Here is a 16,286-nt window from a genome sequence, read left to right as displayed (position 1 = left end):
TAAATACTGCGCTTGATTAACCTAGGTTAACGACTGACGTAGATCGGAAGTGTGAACCAGAAGCAGCTTCCTTCTCCTTTTGTACTCTGAACCCCGATCTCGCCACCATGGAGTTCAACAATTGATTGAGCGATGGCAAGGCCAAGCCCGGCCCCCCCATTGCTCTTGCTGCGTGATTTGTCAATTCGATAAAAACGTTCAAATATACGCGAAGTTTCCTCCGCTTCAATGCCTTCCCCTTCATCCGTAACTGAAATTCGTATAAACTGCCCCTTCTCTTCGGCAGCCAAAATGATTTTTCCTTCAATAGGAGAGTATTGAATGGCATTTTGCAGCAAATTGGAAAGGACCCGCTTCATTTGTGCAGGCATCATGACCGCGGCTGGTAATTTATCGGGCAAATCGATTTCAACGTTCAGCGTTTTCTCGGCGAGATGAAACGAAAAACTCTCCAACGTACTGAGCAGCAACTCATCGACGTGACAAGGTTGAGGCTCAAATACCTCCCCTTGCGCTTCCAGGCTGGATAATTCGAACAAGTCTTGAATAAGCCCTCCCAAACGCATCGTTTCAAGTCGTATTGTGTTCAGGTAACGTTGAAAGGTTTCTTTATCCTTAATGACATCATCCTCCAACGCTTCAACGAAGGACTGAATGGATGCCAAGGGAGTCCGTAAATCATGGGAAACATTGGCGATCAACTCTCGTCTCGCGGTTTCTGAGTGATGCAGATGATCAAAGCTTTCCTTCAGCTTGGAACTCATTTCATTAAATTGCTGTGCCAGGAGCCTAAATTCCTGCGTACCGATGAGAGGGACTTCCGTATGGAAATCCCCTTCGGCAATTCGTATCGTCTGCTGTGTAATTCGCGCAATTGATTTCTCTAATGGCTTAGTCAGCAAATATTGAAGAATAAACGAAAGTAAGCCTACCCCTGCCGTTATAGCCGATAACCAATACAATTGTTCGATCGTAAGCAGCATTTTGGAATAACTGATGAACAAACAAATTAATAATACGCCAATGCCTGTGAGACTGGACAACACCAAGTATGTGCGAAGTTTCATGAACTGCCACCCGCAAACTTGTAGCCTATACCCCAAACTGTTTTAATATATTTTGGATCAGAAGGATTCTGTTCGATCTTCTCTCGTAATCTCCGAACATGTACAGTCACCGTTGTTGTATCTCCCTCATAGCTAAAATCCCAAATCTTGCTTAACATCTGATTACGGGAGAACACCTGACCCGGGTGACTTGCCAGCAAATACAACATCTCAAACTCTGTAACGGTCAATTCAATGGCCTGCCCGCTGATGTGCACTTCACGCTTGGTAAAATCAATGGTAAGCCCTTCATAATTGATCGTATATTCAGAAGTTGTAACAGGTGATGCCTGCGCAGTTCGCATTCTCCGCAGGATTGCCTTTACACGCAAAACAAGTTCTCTCGGACTGAATGGTTTGGTCAGATAATCATCCGCCCCCATCGTCAGTCCCATCAGACGGTCCTGTTCCTCACCCCGGGCCGTCAGCATTACAATGGGCACATCCTCAGTTTGCCGAATCTCGTTGCAAACTTCCCAGCCATTCTTATGTGGCATCATCAGGTCGAGCACAATCAAGCTTGGTGTTTGACTGTGCCACAGCTCAATAGCCTCCAAACCGTCCTTGGCCGTCACGACAAGATAACCTTCCCGTTCCAGATACCTGCGACAAACGTCCGTAATATTGGTATCATCATCAGCAACCAGTACACATTCATTCAAACGAACCCACCCCATATTCCAGAAAATACATTTGAGCCAATCATATCATATGGTGATGGCGATGCTTAGCCCTTAAATTACTTCATTCCCATGGCGGGCATCATGTATTGTTTAATTACAGACTCAGCCGCATACGAATTCCCTTCATGGATGACAGGCATCGATTTCAAGTTGACTTGCATACCGTCTACCATGATTTTTTTCGATCCAATCCACAATTTAATCGTTTTCCCCGCAGGCATCATCGTTTCTTCCATCATCATGTCGTCTTTCATCATCTTATCGTCTTTCATCTTCATGTCATCTTCCATCATGTTGTCGTCTTTCATCTTCATGTCATCCATTTGGCCCATATACATCAAAGTTACAGATCTATCCTTGCTGTCCCACATAATGCTGTAATCATACATTTTCGCCGCCTGTCTCAATTGAACAAGCTCCATGCCATCCTTTTTAATCGTTTTCATATCTGCAGCACTTGCCAATCCAGAAAAGGCCATAGACATCATCAATACCGCTGCTACCATCACTTTTTTGCTCTTATTTGTTTTCATCATTCTTATCACTCTCCATTGGTTTATTTCTTACATGGATTACAATAAGCAAGACAGCTTACGATTCTCTAAGCGAAGTATTACGAAACCATTACGATATATAAATGGGGTCAGGTTTCAATAAAAAAACGGTTGAAATCTCTCTTACGAGAGACTCCAACCGTGTCTTCTAGGTCAAACGAATAAAATCAATCATGGATCGAACCTCGATCGGTCCCGGATTTGATATCACATCATTAGACTGCATTCCCTCTCTGGACGTAAAGTGCACCTTCACCGGAATGCCAGGAATCAGGTCGAAGAAGTTATCCGAGAAGACACCCTCCACATCCGAAGATAGCCATACCTGTTTAGCAAGCACATCACTTTCCAGCACCAGATGAACGCCGTTCTCATCCGCTCCCCCGCTTACATTGATGTTTGCAGGCTGCAGAGCAAGGTCTTTGGACGGTACAAAATAGTGTTCCTGTACGATATTCGCCGCACTTTCCTGTTTCAGATCCAGGCGCAGCAGCGTGTTAGCTGTATCATGACCTTCAAGCCATTCCGTGTTACGTAATGACAGCACTCGATCACCTGTATTAGGTGCCAAGGTCACGTCATGTGTTTCATCACGATGCACCGTTCCATCGAACCCGAGCAAACGAATCTGTAACTGCCCTTTTACAGGTTGTAATTGATCCGAGATGATATATATATCTGTTGTATCTTCTTTTGTTCCATCTACGGATACCAACACATCGCTGAAGCTGCGTTTCGCATAATATTGCAATGCTTTCCAACGACCAAGGTAGTCCATACCTGCCCATGAAGCCACCGGCCAGCAGTCATTCATTTGCCAGTAAAGTGTGCCCATGCAGAATGGTTTGCGGCGACGGTGCGCTTCAATGGCTGTCTTCATCGCTTCTGCTTGAAGCACCTGGCTCATATACAGGAACGATGGGAAGTCCTTCGATTCATGCATGTACATATCCATGTACTGTTTGATCAGACGATTACCTGCCCCATTCTTTTGATGAGCCAGCATGACTTCCGATTCCAGAGCCAGATCCTCTTCTTCTGCGTAAGTGCGTACTGACTTGTACTCCGGGAAAGACTGGAATCCGTATTCACTCATGAAACGACCCACATGCACGTTGTAGTTTTCGAATGGTTCTACATTGTGCCACACGCCCCAGTAGTGGATATCCCCTTCGGCTGTGGACGGGTGCGCATGTTGCGTCTCATCCCCTGTCAGTGATACCAGTGGTGAAGAAGGCCAGTAATCCACACCTGGAGCATACGCTTCAACCACTTCTGGCAGCAGATCATGGAAGATGGCTTCGTAATCGGCCCAGATGCTTTCACGCTGCTCGGCAGTAAATTCCTTTTTCCAACCCCAGCCACCATTTTCAACATAGTGAGCCCATGCCGAATCAATCTCGTTGTTCCCACACCAGAGTGCAATACTTGGATGATTGCGCAGACGTTTCACATTATCAATGGCTTCATGTCTCACACTGTTCAGGAACGCTTCATCTCCTGGATACATGCTGCATGCAAACATGAAGTCTTGCCATACCAGGATTCCGTATTCATCACACAGTTCGTAGAACACATCCTGCTCATAGATTCCGCCACCCCACACACGCAACATATTCATATTGGATTCGGCTGCGGATACGATCTCATGACGATAACGTTCATGAGTAATTTCAGTGATGAAGCTATCATTCGGAATGTGATTGGCCCCTTTGGCAAAGACCGCAACACCATTTAGTTCAAAGTAAAAGGATGCTCCTGCTTCATCTTTGTCACGTACCAAGCGAATGGAACGAAGCCCAGTCTTCACTGTAGATTCAGCCACAGCTCGCTCACCTTGAAGCACTTCGGTAAGGAAGGTGTACATATGCGGATCACCAAGCCCACGGCTCCACCACAGTTTCGGTTCATCAATGGAGACTGGAATCTCCACAGTCTGAGTTCCGGGTTGTAGCGATACGGATTTTTCCCATCTTTGTCCATCTGCGCCGATACGAATAATCGTATCTACCGCTTGTGATGTCTCGACTTCCACAACAGCAGTTAATGAAGCTGAGGTAGCGCTTACTTCATTTTGCTGGATATACACATCATTGATTCGTACCTGTGTCCAACCTTCAAGACGTGCTTCACGCCAGATCCCACTGGTTACAAAACGCGGACCCCAGTCCCAACCATAGTGATACGGGGCTTTACGTGCAAAAATACTTACTCTCTTGTCGCCAAGTCCACCAACATCGGACTGATCATTCGATGCCGGTAATGCATATCCGAGCTTCTCCAGCTTAGGCAGGTCTTCCTGAATTGGAGACCGAAAACGTATTCGGAGAATGTTGCCTTTCCCCTTCAATACAGACTTTACATCTGCCTTCCATACTCGGAACATATTATCTGCTGATAACACATGCACCTCATTCACATACACATCCGCATATGTATCCAGACCATCAAACACCAGTTCCAGATGTTCCTGCGAGAACAACGTTTCGGGAACGTCAAATTCCGTCTGATATTCCCAATCTATCTTATCAATCCATTGTACTTCCTTCTCGTTTGTTCCATAAAAAGGATCTGGAATCTTGCCCAGCTTCAGCAAATCTGTATGCACACAGCCGGGCACCTGAGCCGGCATCCACTCTTGATCTTCGCAAGCCTTGAACGTCCAATTCTGAAAAACATGTGATTGTATTGTGCTCATGACAGCCTCCATTGTTGTTAGAGTTGGTAAATATTATTTTGTTAGGTTTTGTTATTATAAAAACAAATAACTTACAAAACAAAATTAACACGATATGCTTCTTATAGTCAATCTGTTTTGTAATTTAATTTGTTAAATGGTTTCTGCATACCAAAAAGACATGAAGCTCCAACCTCTCCATGTCTTTCACCTGATTTCATCTACACGTATGTTCATTGTTAGAATAGTTCATCAACTTTATATCACATTACTCTATACTGGCGTTATATTCATCACGAATAATTAATTCGGAATAGATCAGCTTGCGTTCATAAGGTTCATCCAGATGTTTGATCCGCCACAACAGCTGATCTACTGCTCTTGTTCCCAGATTCTCTTTGTTAATATGTACCGAAGCAAGAATGGGTTCATCCGTCTGCGTATTGTCAAATCCGGTTACAGCACAGCGTTCAGGCACCTGAATGTCTCGACTTTGGAGTGCCTGAATGACAATGACAGCTGTATGGTCATTTGCACACACGAATACTTCAGGGATATCCTCCAGCTCCATTTCAGCAATGGATCTCCGGATCTCATCATACTCTGGTCCCAGCAACCCTTCTTGCTGTTCCCCCTCCAACTGCTTCTCTTCCAGCACCGTACGATATCCAAGCCAGCGTTCTCTAAAACTTGCCGCATCGGGCAGTTGCCCGGCAAACTGGAACTTTCTATACCCTTTTCCAACGAGCATCAGAACCAGTTCTTTCATACATTTCATATTGTCCGTAAAAACCGAGTCAGCGTATATGGCAGGGTCTTCATGATCCACCATGACAAGCGGAATACGCAGCCTATAAATCTCCAGCAATACCGATGTCGAGATGGTGCCCACGGTAATGACTCCGCTGATTGCGTCGGGATTAAGGACCGAGAACATCCGATCTGAAGAGGGTTCTGTCAGCGTTAGAATATCCATTCCCTTCTCATTCAGCCTCTCAGAAATGCCATCAAACACTGGACCCCAGTATAAGGAAGATCGATTCTGAGAACGAATGTTGGGAAACAAAATCAATATCGTGCCTTGTCGCTCCGCTTCTGGCTTCATCTCCGTTGATATCTGTGTCTCGCTCGGATAACGCTTAGGCTCAGTTCTGAAATATCCGAGCTGCCCCGCTGTTCTGACAATCATCTCGCGTGTATGCTCACTCACACCAGGCTTGCCCGTCAGCGCACGGGAGACTGCGAATTTGGACACCCCCGCAGCATCCGCAATTTGCTGCATCGTTACTCTTTTGGCCATCCTACTCACCCGTTTTTCCTAATTTTCCATTCAGTGTAGCATAAAAAATAAAAATCAACAAAACAAGGTTATGTTATTTTGTTTTTGTTAGGTAGATGTTTATCTGTTTCACAAGGTGTACGACATAACCAAAAAAGGCCCTCTCCCCACCTTCATAGAAGATGACGAAAGAACCCTTTGTCCTCCAATTATACACTTGGTGCTCCCTGATCGCCGAGTTCCGACTGTAAAACCGGGCGTTTTCTGCGCCAGAAGATAGGCTGTGGAAGTTTGATCTCTGTGATCAGAACACCGACCAACATCAAAGCTGCTCCTGCATACCCTTGCAACGTTAGCGACTCTCCTTGAAAGGTAAATGCAAAGGCCGCTGCAAATAGTGGTTCGAGTGAAAAAATCAGACTTGTTCTTGTAGGAGAGGCATGACGCTGCGCGAGTGTCTGCAGAATATACCCCAAGCCACTACACAAAACACCTAACCCGAGAATGGCTGCCCAGGATTCAGCCGTATCGGGCATACGTGGCGTCTCCAGCATAAATGTAGCTGCAATTCCCCACACCGCCGCAACACCCAATTGAACTGTCCCTAATGTTAATGGATCATGCTTCGGTGTGAACTTGCCAGCAATCATGATATAGATGGCATACACAAGTGCTGCTAGTATACAGAGAATATCTCCCGTGTGCAGACTAAGCTCATGTTGAAGCGTCAACAAGCCAAGCCCGGTAACTGCAACCAGGATACTGAGCGTCAATCGTTTGTCTGGCATACGACGATGCTGGATGGTCGTTAGGATCGGTACAAAAATAACGGCCAAACTTATCAGGAATCCCGCCTGCGATGTCGTTGTTCGTTGCACACCATAGGTGATGAATACAAATGCAGCGAATAAAGCTGTCCCCATAATCGCTCCTGCCACAAGTGTTCTGCGATCCATCTTAAACAACCGCCGATGAAAAAGAAGTCCTGCGGCAATAAAGGCAATTCCAAAACGAAATGCGACCAGATTCAATTCTTGCATGGACTCCAGGCCCGATTTCATAAACAGATAGGATGATCCCCATATGACCGTTGCGAGCAGCATCTGTATGTCCGCTCTTCTTGTTGCCTGACCTTGATTAACCTGTACACCATTCATCTTGCTTCAACCTTCATTCTATGTATTCTGATCTGTGTGATCGTGCGTCAAACTAACTCGCCTTGGCAAGTATAAACGATCTCTTTGCATTATAAAAATGAATATTTATAATAGATTATATGAAATAAAATCATGTATTGAAAATGGGAAGGAACGGGACCATTCATGTCACTGATCAAATACGAAATTTTGAATACCGTTGTAGAGTATGGCAGTCTCACCAAAGCAGCTGAAGCGCTGAATATCACCCAATCCGCAGTCAGCCATGCCATTGCAAGTCTGGAGACAGAATGTGGTTTTTCACTGCTTCATCGCGGCCGCTCCGGTGTGCGTGTTACCGCTGAAGGCGAACGCATTCTGGGATACACCCGTGAAATTCTGCGCTGGACGGAACTCATGAATCAGGAAATCTCCCTCATTCGCGGCGCGGAGATTGGTACCGTGCGTATTGGTACTTTCGCCAGTGTGTCCACACAGTGGTTGCCGGGCATTCTGAAACAATTTCGTCTACGTCATCCCGGAATTGAGATTAAGCTGTGGGAAGGTGATTATGCTGAGATTGAGGGCTGGTTAGCTGGAGGTGCCATCGATCTTGGATTTCTGTCCCTTGGCGATTCATCACCTTTTGAGACGATCCCATTACAAAAAGACAGGATGATGTGCATCCTGCCTCTGGATCATCCTCTCGCCTCAGAGGAGTCTGTTTCGTTTGATATTCTGCTGGAGCAACCCTTTATTCTGCCCAAGTGGGGCGGAGATAACGAGATAGAACGACTGATCCGGCAGCATGCAGCCAAGCTCAATGTTGTCTATGAAGTCGCAGAAGATCAAGCCATCATGGCGATGGTCCGTAATGGTCTTGGTATCAGCCTGCTTCCGGAAATGGTACTTCAAAATCATACTGATTCACTCGCGCTCGTTCCACTCTCTGGTGATCCTTATCGTACGATTGGCATGGCCTGTCCGTCTTTGGGCAATCTATCGCCAGCTACGCGCCGGTTCATTGAAGAGGTGCAACAGTGGCTCGGCCAGGCTATGTAAGTTAATGTGGAGAATCACTACCTTTGTAGTTAAGATCGATTTCTCCTATCCGATACTCACAAATTGGATAACACCAAGAGTCAGCAGCAGTACAGATATAATCGCAATCGTGATGCCAAAACCAATCAGGAAGCGCACGCTAGGTGAGCGTTTGTTCCGCTGGCTGCCTCCCAGGTTATCCAGCTTTTGCTCAATCTGATCCAATCTTTCATTTACCTGTTTCAGTTCTTGATTGGAGTCCATTCATCCATCTCCCTTTTCTGTGTATTCGATCTATTCCCACACCCGATCGAGCTGATCTGCGTAGTAACGGATTGCTCTGTTATAGTCATTGATTCTCTTGTCACTTGATGTGTCCGCAAGTTGCACGAGCAGTCTTTGCATCGCTTCTGCATGTTCACCCAGATTGTAGAGCACCATGGCATAGAAAACTTCAAATTCCCGGTACGCCGGGAATTCTTTCATGCCCGTTTCAAACCAAATCTTCGCCTGCTTATACTGTCCAAGCGTTCGATATGTACTGCCTAGTCCAAGTATTGCACCTGCTCTGTCCTCGCCAGAAAGTCCAAGACTTAGTGCCTTCTCATAATGCGGGACAGCATCCCGCTCTAACCCAAGCGAATCATGCGCCCAAGCCAGCTGATACCAGACATTGGCATTCTCGGGTTCCTGGACTGTAATCTCTTGCAGTAGTTCAATCGCTTCCTGCACCTTACCTTCTTGTCTCCATCGCACGGCCTGTTCCAAATTACTCATGCTGTCACTTCCCATCTTGCATTATAATTTCCACATATATGATTCAATTGTTTTATTATACCAAAAAAGCACCCCAGAGAATATGTTGTAACAACTTAAGGTTGTCCAAACGCTATTCCATCGTGTGCTTTTTCATTCGATGCAGCTTGTTATAAAAAATGGACTAAAGCATATTTCCACTGGACACTTCGATGACAGAACGGTGAAATCTCTCTGAAAATGATCTGTTCATCGTCTGATTAAGACCATACCGTATTTGCTACCATGACAATAAATACAAGCATGAGATAATTAACCGAGATCAGAAAGTTTACTTTTGCCCACTTCTCATCATCCTGTGTCTTCAGTCCGCTAAGTGTATGCACAAACCAGATCAGTCCACCGACCAGAGATACAATCAGAAATACCAGACCAACGTAGTCGTAATAATACAACAGAAATACAGCAGGAAGCAGCAGAAAAACATAAGGAATCATCTGAAACTTGGTGCGTTTCACCCCTTTAACCACTGGCAACAACGGGAAGCCCGCAGCGCGATACTCCTCTACCCGGCGAATACCCAATGACCAGAAGTGTGGTGGCTGCCACAAGAATAATAGTGCAAACAGCAACCAGGCACCTGCATCAATCTCATTGGTTACAGCCGTATAACCGATGACAGGCGGCATCGCTCCCGCAATTCCACCGAGCGACGTGCTCCACGTTGAACTGCGTTTCAACCACATCGTGTAAATCACGATGTAAGCGAACCACCCAAGCAGTGCCATCCAGCCTGATAACGGATTCACCAGGAGATACAGTACTGCTAGTCCCACAACACCAAGGATAATGCCATAGCCAAGTACAAACCCTGGCTTCAGATGGTTAATGTAATCCATCCTTTTTTTGGTGCGCTCCATCTTTTGATCCAATTCACGATCCCAATAATTGTTGATAACACAAGCTGAAGCAATAACCAAAGTTGATCCAATCACGACCATGAGCAGAGATAACCAGTTGATATCCCATTTTGAAGCTACCCAGAATCCTACCGCCACCGCAAACACATTTAACCTTAGTAGTCCGGGCTTAGTTAATGCAATCATGTCTTTAAGCATGAGGCTCCTCCTGAACTATGTAAAAACGCCATTCCAATAATGATACATGTACCTACCATTAATTACAATCGCTTTCATGAATTTGTCATAACCAAAAAGCATCCCTCACCGTTCCAATGAACAGGAGGAATGCTTGATGATGAATTTCATCTTATTTTATGGGATGTATTGTTGCACAATTTTAGTCACTTTTCCATCCTGCACCGTCAGATGATACGGGAATACGGACAGATCAAGAATACGAGTATTCTCATACAACGATTCGAACTTGGATAATGTCACGGGTTCGTTCCACTGAATGTCTACGCCCTGCATCGTACCATCCCGATCATACAACTGCATCAACACTTCAGCATTGGCACCAACCTCAACTTGTTCCTGCTCTTTGCTGTCATTGACAATATAGTAACCATCTGGAGCACCGTCTATACCTGCTTCCGGATTACGCTGTGCAAAAATCGCATCGGCTTCTTCACCCTGATACCAGCCAATCTTGTCCACTGTCATAAACAATTTGCCGTCTTCTATATGCATACCTTCAACATAGGCTGTAAACATCTCGGAGTTCGCAACCTGTGCGTCTTTGCCAGAAGGCTGTTGAGCATCCGTACTACCTTGAGCATTCGCAGGGGTAAGTAAATATGTAGTCAGCACAATCATACCAAGTAAAGCAACAACTGCACCGATCATTCGTAGTTTCCATTGTTTTGTCGCGTTCTTCATAGGTAACATCTCTCCTTAATATGAACGTTACTATTCCTTAACCGGAAGTCTTGCTTCTCAAACGCTCATGTGAACTATCAATTCCAACGTTCTTTCTTTTCCTATCATACTTGGAACAGGGATTATAAAAGTATCAGCCAGATTAAAAATAGTTACAATGCGCGTCATTACTTCTGTCTATAGTCTCCGTAAACAGCAAAGAACCAATGAAGGCATCGCCATTCAGAGGTTCTTTACTAGGGTGTGTCTTTTAAACTCAGGCAAGTGATACGTTGAAGGATGTCTGTGTCCAAAACATCTTGAAGTCCAAGCTGCCTAGTCCTGACGAATGGTCCAGACAACTAAGGAACCGAGGACGTCTTTTTTGCTCTTCTGGCGCTCCTTTTATTTTGAAAGGAACATGAGACACGTTATTTGCCAAAATCCCCTGAAAACACGCTATAAACGGCTGTTTATACCATATAGCGTGTATCAGATTCCTTAGATTGCTGCTGGGCTTTCTAACCCCTGAATAAGACGTCACAGGTTCCCGCATAGATACTAATCTTAATGATTGGGTGTGGAGCTTTGTGCCAAACGAACGAGCATATGAGCCAGCATGTGACGTTCATTTTCCTTACCGACATTCCACAACTCCTGAAGCAGTTTTTCTTCACGATTCCGGGGTTCCTCCCGAGCTGCCAGATAATCCGCTACTTTCTCGGCAATTTTGGCCATCTGCTCCTCACTTAGTCCAATAGATTCTCCCATGGCAATTCGCTTACCCAGGTATTCTTTGAATGCATCAAAGTTCTGTAGAATCTGTTCTCTTTCTTCCGGCGCAATCTTCTCGATTGCATTGTCCACCTTGTCCGTTGAAACCTGGCCATCTTTATGGATTACATGATTTTCTTCATTCATCTGAATAACCTCCTGCATAATAGTTGTTTATTGGTTTGGAGCTTTAAACTTAATACTCACTGGTTATCTATAATATAAACGTATTGCAGAAGTTTAATCAGTACGTTCAATTCTGTATATATCTTCTATATATGAGCAAGTACACGTTTCAAAAGAACTACAGCGGTTAATCGTTTACATATACGTAACGGTGTTTGGATATGTTAATGAACACCTTATACAATATCGAACCAGGAGGGATTTCCCATGCGTGATAAAACCAAACATGAGAAGACAAACGATGAACTTGAACCAGGAGTAAATACCGTTATCCATCCAGACAAAAATAATCCCGGACCAACCGATATGATCGAAGGCGTGGTTGGTGATATCGTGGACAACATTCGCAAAGATTTCTCACATGACTCAAAGGACGAGAAGTCTTCTTCCAAGTCAACGGATTCATCAGACAAACAAGCGTAATCCTTTTCTCCATAGCAAAAGTTAGCTTAAAAAGTCCTCCTGCCATACGCATGGCTTGGGAGGACTTTTTGGTAATAATTGAGTAATCAACCTCATATCTGGAGGTGCAATTCAACGTGAATCTTTTGTCATCTGCTGTAACGCCTTATGAATCCAGATCGCGGCAATGGAACCTTCACCCATCGCAACGGTTGCTTGTTCAGCGTGCAGGCCCAGATCCCCGGCTATCCATACATTATTCGCTGCCTGCAAGCTACGTGGATCAGCTTCTACATGTTTGTTATCTGCGATTACAGCTCCAAGCTGCTCCGCCAGTTCATAGTGTACACGATTGCCTCCAAATGCAATAAATCCACGCTCCGACTCAAAAATCTGACCATCTTCGGTCAGAACACCGGTGATATGACCATCCTCAATCTGTTGCACTTCCTGGACAGCCGCTTCCAGATAACGCACTCCCGCCTCTTTCATGCTGCGATGCAGCTCTGCAGATATGGGAGCCTGCTCATGATTAATATATAACAGATCATTCGTACGCTGAATTAAAATCATCGCCATATTGGCACCTGGTTCGCCAGATCCCAATAGTACCGTACGTTGATCCTGAATCTCATAACCATCACAATCAGGGCAGACATACACGGTTCGACCCAGCGTAGGGGTTAGTCCCGGAATGTCCGGAACTCTATCCGTGAGCCCCGTTGCCAATAACACGGTTTTGCTCCTATATTCAGTTCCTGAAGTACCGAACAATTGGATCTTCTCTCCATGACGTCCTGCTTTAACAATACGGTCTTTCTCAAAAGATACACCGGTCCGCTCTGCCTGCATCCTGCCTCGTTCTCTAAGCTCTTCACCGGATACCCCATCGGGGAAACCGAGGATATTATGATAAGTCCGGCACAACGTCGATCTGCCTTCTCCCGCGTCGATTACCAACACCTGATGAGCTGAATAACGTCCAAGCTGAATGGCTGCCTGAAGCCCTGCGAGCCCTCCACCTACAATTATGCAATCAACCTCTCGCATGCTCCTTCTCCTCCTGAACTATATACATTGAACTAAAGAATATTTACACTGGTCACTCCGATGACAAAACAACCTTCCGATCGCTGTTATCCCCAGATTTTTTTAATACCTTCTACAAAGGGTAAATCCGGGGATAAGCGTATGCTTTCGATGCAGCTTTTTTTCAGAAAGCTTTTAGGCGCACGCTTCGCTTCTTCAGATTCGTTCTGTCCTCTCCGTTTTGTGTAAATGTTTAGCTCAATATATATATATTTTGTCCTTATATACATTAAACCGTTCAGCCAAGCTTAAACGATTCCTGATATTGCTTATCTTATACCAAAACAAACAGACCCAAACCATCCGGCAACATCCCGGTTCGCTTGAGTCTATCAAATTCATGAATATTTAGAAGTTATACGATTCAAATCGCGATGCATTCGAAATCGCGTTCCATACATCCGCTGTTTCGCCGCCCATATACCAGTAAGCCAGTCCAGCAATTTGCCGTTGCTCACTCATTAACACTTTGGCTGATAAAGAACGACTATCCTCTGCCCATATATATCTTGGCTTACCATTACTGTTGTACCCGATAATATATTGAACCAGACTTGCATCCCATCGTCTTACAGATCCCGTAGCATGCGCACGCATTCCCTGGTCTGCCAGTGTAATGTCCCAAGAGCTGGTTGCTGGATTCACGGAAGACCAGTCTCGTGTATACAATGGAAGGGCCAAAATTGTTTTGGCACGTACCACCTCGGAGAGCATGGTATCCAAAGCTTTTTCCACCCATGGAAGAGAGGCCACAGACCCTGCTTTTGGATCACCGTTCCAGTGTTCCTCGTATCCCATCAGCACCATATAATCCGATACAGCGCCCAGTTTGGCATAATCAAATGCATCCGTCCAATCAGTACCCAGGTCTGGCGATACATCCACAGAAACAACTGCACCCAGTGCGTGCAACGTAGCCGTCAAGGAGGTGACAAATGCCGTCAGACCTTCACGATCCGCAGGATCAACATTCTCGAAGTCCACATTAATGCCGTCCAGTTTATAAGTTTTGACATAAGCGGCTACCTGTGAGATCACTGCTGCTCGGTTGACTGAACTCGATAACATCTGATGGGTAAGTGCCGAATCGGAACGATTGCCAAGCAATGGCCATAGTTGTCTGTTGGTAGCGGATGCCCAGGAGATCAATGCAGGGTCCGCGTGATCTGTTACTTTCATACTGCTGTTCAGGAAAAACCAGCGTGGGACAAGTGTATTGACCTCAGATTGTTCCACTTGCTTCTTGAATTCAGTTGTAGTGGAGTTATATTGCCAGCCCAGCTGAATGCCAAGTTCATCCCCACGTTGTAACTGCTCAGACCATGTTTTCTTTTGTAAAATGGCATCAAGCATTACGGCTGCTTCTTCCCGCGTTACCTGGTCATGTGGTCGGAACACGCCTCCGCTTCCCCGCATTAGTCCAAGTTGATATACTGTCTGCACATAAGGACGTGCCCAGTCCGAGATATCCGCTGCGTCAAAATACGTTGAAGATAAGAGTGATGTCTCTACGGGTTGTTGTTTTAACATCCGCACAAGAAGGGCAGCCGCTTCTTCACGCGTAATGGAAGCATTAGGCTGGAAAGTTCCCTGACCCTTACCCTCCAAAATAAAAAGATTCGTCATGGCGGCAACGTTGCCGTAATACCAAGCATTCATGCTTATATCCTGATAGGGATTTATATTATTTTTTACGGACTTCAAACCTAGCAATCTAACCGCAAACGTCGCAAACTCTGCACGAGTAACGGCTTTCTTCGGTTCAAACGTAGTCTCTGACGTACCGGCAGCAATACCTTTGGCCACCAGATGTGTAATGGCATCCTTAGCGTAACTGGTGTGCGTATCCTGAAACTGTTGCTGCACGCTTGCAGCCTGAACGGTAGAGCCGTATCCAGCCACCGATCCAAGTGTTAATAACCCGCATAAAGCTATTTTCCATATCCGTTGGTTCGTTATGTCTTTTAATCTATTATTCACATCAAAAAGCCTCGCTTCATTGGATTACGATCAACTATCATCGTATCAAATTGAAGCGAGGCCGTATGTGGTTAAATGTTGGGAAATGCGAAGCTTACTTGTGTACTTTTACGCGCTCTTCAATGGGTTGGAATTCTTTCTCACCCGGTGCTGCCGTTGGTTTACCAAATGGCATCTGAGCGATCAATCTCCAGCTCTCAGGAATGCTCCATTCTTTCTTCACTTTCTCGTCAATCAACGGGTTGTAGTGCTGCAAAGATGCACCCAGACCTTCTTGTTCCAGAGCAGTCCAGATTACCAGTTGCAACATACCGTTGGATTGGTTAGCCCAGATTGGGAAGTTATCTGCATAAGCTGCAAAATTTTGTTGAAGCTGTGCGATCGCATTGTTATCTTCGAAGAAGAGAACCGTACCATATCCGCTGCGGAATCCAGTCATTTTTTCTGCTGTGGATTTGAAGGCTTCTTCATTACCTACCACTTCACGCAAAATTTCTTCTGTGTGATTCCACAATTTATCATGTTGTTCACCGAGCAATACAACGGCACGGGATGTTTGTGAGTTAAAGGAAGTTGGTGTATATTTCACCGCTTCTTCTACGATTTCCTGGATTTTAGCATCCGAAATTGTAGATTCCTTGCTGATTCCATAATAAGATCTTCTGTTTTTCAACGCATCAAAAAAAGTCGTCATTCTTATTCGCCTCCCAAAATTTTTTTCAATTGCCAACATAGTAACTATAATATAGTAACATACATTAGTCAACAAACTAATTTATTTTCACTAAATATACATTCACCGA

16 protein-coding genes are annotated in these 16,286 nt (G+C 45.1%); 2 read left to right on the top strand and 14 right to left on the bottom strand.

Translation table 11 applies throughout. The features are described 5' to 3' along the window. Positions 1-26: 26 nt before the first annotated feature. The 6 genes from MKY66_RS12315 to MKY66_RS12290 form a co-directional block, all read right to left on the bottom strand. The gene (locus tag MKY66_RS12315; protein ID WP_076216184.1) at positions 27-1,067 is read right to left on the bottom strand and encodes a HAMP domain-containing histidine kinase; all 1,041 of its coding nucleotides are present in this window, start codon (positions 1,065-1,067) and stop codon (positions 27-29) included. Then, entirely contained in the window at positions 1,064-1,768 is a 705-nt protein-coding gene (locus MKY66_RS12310; RefSeq protein ID WP_074094715.1) for a response regulator transcription factor, read from the bottom strand. The genes MKY66_RS12315 and MKY66_RS12310 overlap by 4 nt, the downstream gene beginning before the upstream one ends. A gap of 77 nt (positions 1,769-1,845) precedes the next feature. Next, positions 1,846-2,325, bottom strand: a complete 480-nt coding sequence (locus tag MKY66_RS12305) for a hypothetical protein (RefSeq protein ID WP_076216189.1) — start codon at positions 2,323-2,325, stop codon at positions 1,846-1,848. 166 nt (positions 2,326-2,491) lie between these two features. Then, positions 2,492-5,041 (bottom strand): glycoside hydrolase family 2 protein, encoded by a 2,550-nt coding sequence (locus MKY66_RS12300; RefSeq protein WP_076216191.1) that lies wholly within the window; start codon positions 5,039-5,041, stop codon positions 2,492-2,494. A 247-nt stretch (positions 5,042-5,288) separates the two neighbouring features. After that, positions 5,289-6,320, bottom strand: a complete 1,032-nt coding sequence (locus tag MKY66_RS12295; protein ID WP_076216193.1) for a LacI family DNA-binding transcriptional regulator — start codon at positions 6,318-6,320, stop codon at positions 5,289-5,291. A 188-nt stretch (positions 6,321-6,508) separates the two neighbouring features. Beyond that, positions 6,509-7,456 carry a DMT family transporter gene (locus MKY66_RS12290; RefSeq protein WP_076216195.1) on the bottom strand — a complete coding sequence of 316 codons (948 nt, stop codon included), beginning with the start codon at positions 7,454-7,456 and terminating at the stop codon, positions 6,509-6,511. 165 nt (positions 7,457-7,621) lie between these two features. Here MKY66_RS12290 and MKY66_RS12285 point away from each other — a divergent pair, with 165 nt between their 5' ends. Continuing rightward, positions 7,622-8,497, top strand: coding sequence for a LysR family transcriptional regulator (locus MKY66_RS12285; protein ID WP_076216197.1), 876 nt, complete (start codon positions 7,622-7,624; stop codon positions 8,495-8,497). Positions 8,498-8,542: 45 nt separating this feature from the next. On the opposite strand, the gene MKY66_RS12280 is transcribed toward MKY66_RS12285, so the two are convergent. The 5 genes from MKY66_RS12280 to MKY66_RS12260 all read right to left on the bottom strand — a co-directional run bounded on the left by MKY66_RS12280 (position 8,543) and on the right by MKY66_RS12260 (position 11,973). Next, entirely contained in the window at positions 8,543-8,740 is a 198-nt protein-coding gene (locus MKY66_RS12280; protein ID WP_076216199.1) for a hypothetical protein, read from the bottom strand. 30 nt (positions 8,741-8,770) lie between these two features. Further along, entirely contained in the window at positions 8,771-9,253 is a 483-nt protein-coding gene (locus tag MKY66_RS12275) for a tetratricopeptide repeat protein (RefSeq protein WP_076216201.1), read from the bottom strand. Positions 9,254-9,492: 239 nt separating this feature from the next. Beyond that, positions 9,493-10,350 carry a heme o synthase gene (gene cyoE / locus MKY66_RS12270; protein ID WP_076216203.1) on the bottom strand — a complete coding sequence of 286 codons (858 nt, stop codon included), beginning with the start codon at positions 10,348-10,350 and terminating at the stop codon, positions 9,493-9,495. Between the two features lie 156 nt (positions 10,351-10,506). Further along, positions 10,507-11,073 carry a hypothetical protein gene (locus MKY66_RS12265; RefSeq protein WP_076216205.1) on the bottom strand — a complete coding sequence of 189 codons (567 nt, stop codon included), beginning with the start codon at positions 11,071-11,073 and terminating at the stop codon, positions 10,507-10,509. 546 nt (positions 11,074-11,619) lie between these two features. Then, positions 11,620-11,973: a DUF3243 domain-containing protein gene (locus MKY66_RS12260; RefSeq protein ID WP_076216207.1), complete on the bottom strand. Its 354-nt coding sequence runs from the start codon at positions 11,971-11,973 to the stop codon at positions 11,620-11,622. 246 nt (positions 11,974-12,219) lie between these two features. Here MKY66_RS12260 and MKY66_RS12255 point away from each other — a divergent pair, with 246 nt between their 5' ends. Further along, positions 12,220-12,435 (top strand): hypothetical protein, encoded by a 216-nt coding sequence (locus MKY66_RS12255; protein WP_076216209.1) that lies wholly within the window; start codon positions 12,220-12,222, stop codon positions 12,433-12,435. 111 nt (positions 12,436-12,546) lie between these two features. Here MKY66_RS12255 and MKY66_RS12250 read toward each other — a convergent pair whose 3' ends face one another. From MKY66_RS12250 to MKY66_RS12240, 3 genes are all read right to left on the bottom strand, one after another. Beyond that, a complete protein-coding gene (locus MKY66_RS12250) occupies positions 12,547-13,464 on the bottom strand; it encodes an NAD(P)/FAD-dependent oxidoreductase (RefSeq protein ID WP_076216211.1) in 918 nt (305 codons plus the stop codon). Between the two features lie 387 nt (positions 13,465-13,851). Further along, a complete protein-coding gene (locus MKY66_RS12245) occupies positions 13,852-15,483 on the bottom strand; it encodes an S-layer homology domain-containing protein (protein WP_256704337.1) in 1,632 nt (543 codons plus the stop codon). 94 nt (positions 15,484-15,577) lie between these two features. Next, positions 15,578-16,177, bottom strand: coding sequence for a nitroreductase family protein (locus MKY66_RS12240; RefSeq protein WP_076216213.1), 600 nt, complete (start codon positions 16,175-16,177; stop codon positions 15,578-15,580). Positions 16,178-16,286: the final 109 nt, after the last annotated feature.

The organism is Paenibacillus sp. FSL R5-0766, assembly GCF_037971845.1.
In the GTDB taxonomy this organism is placed as follows: Bacteria; Bacillota; Bacilli; order Paenibacillales; family Paenibacillaceae; genus Paenibacillus.
This window is presented reverse-complemented; position numbering and strand designations above follow the sequence as displayed.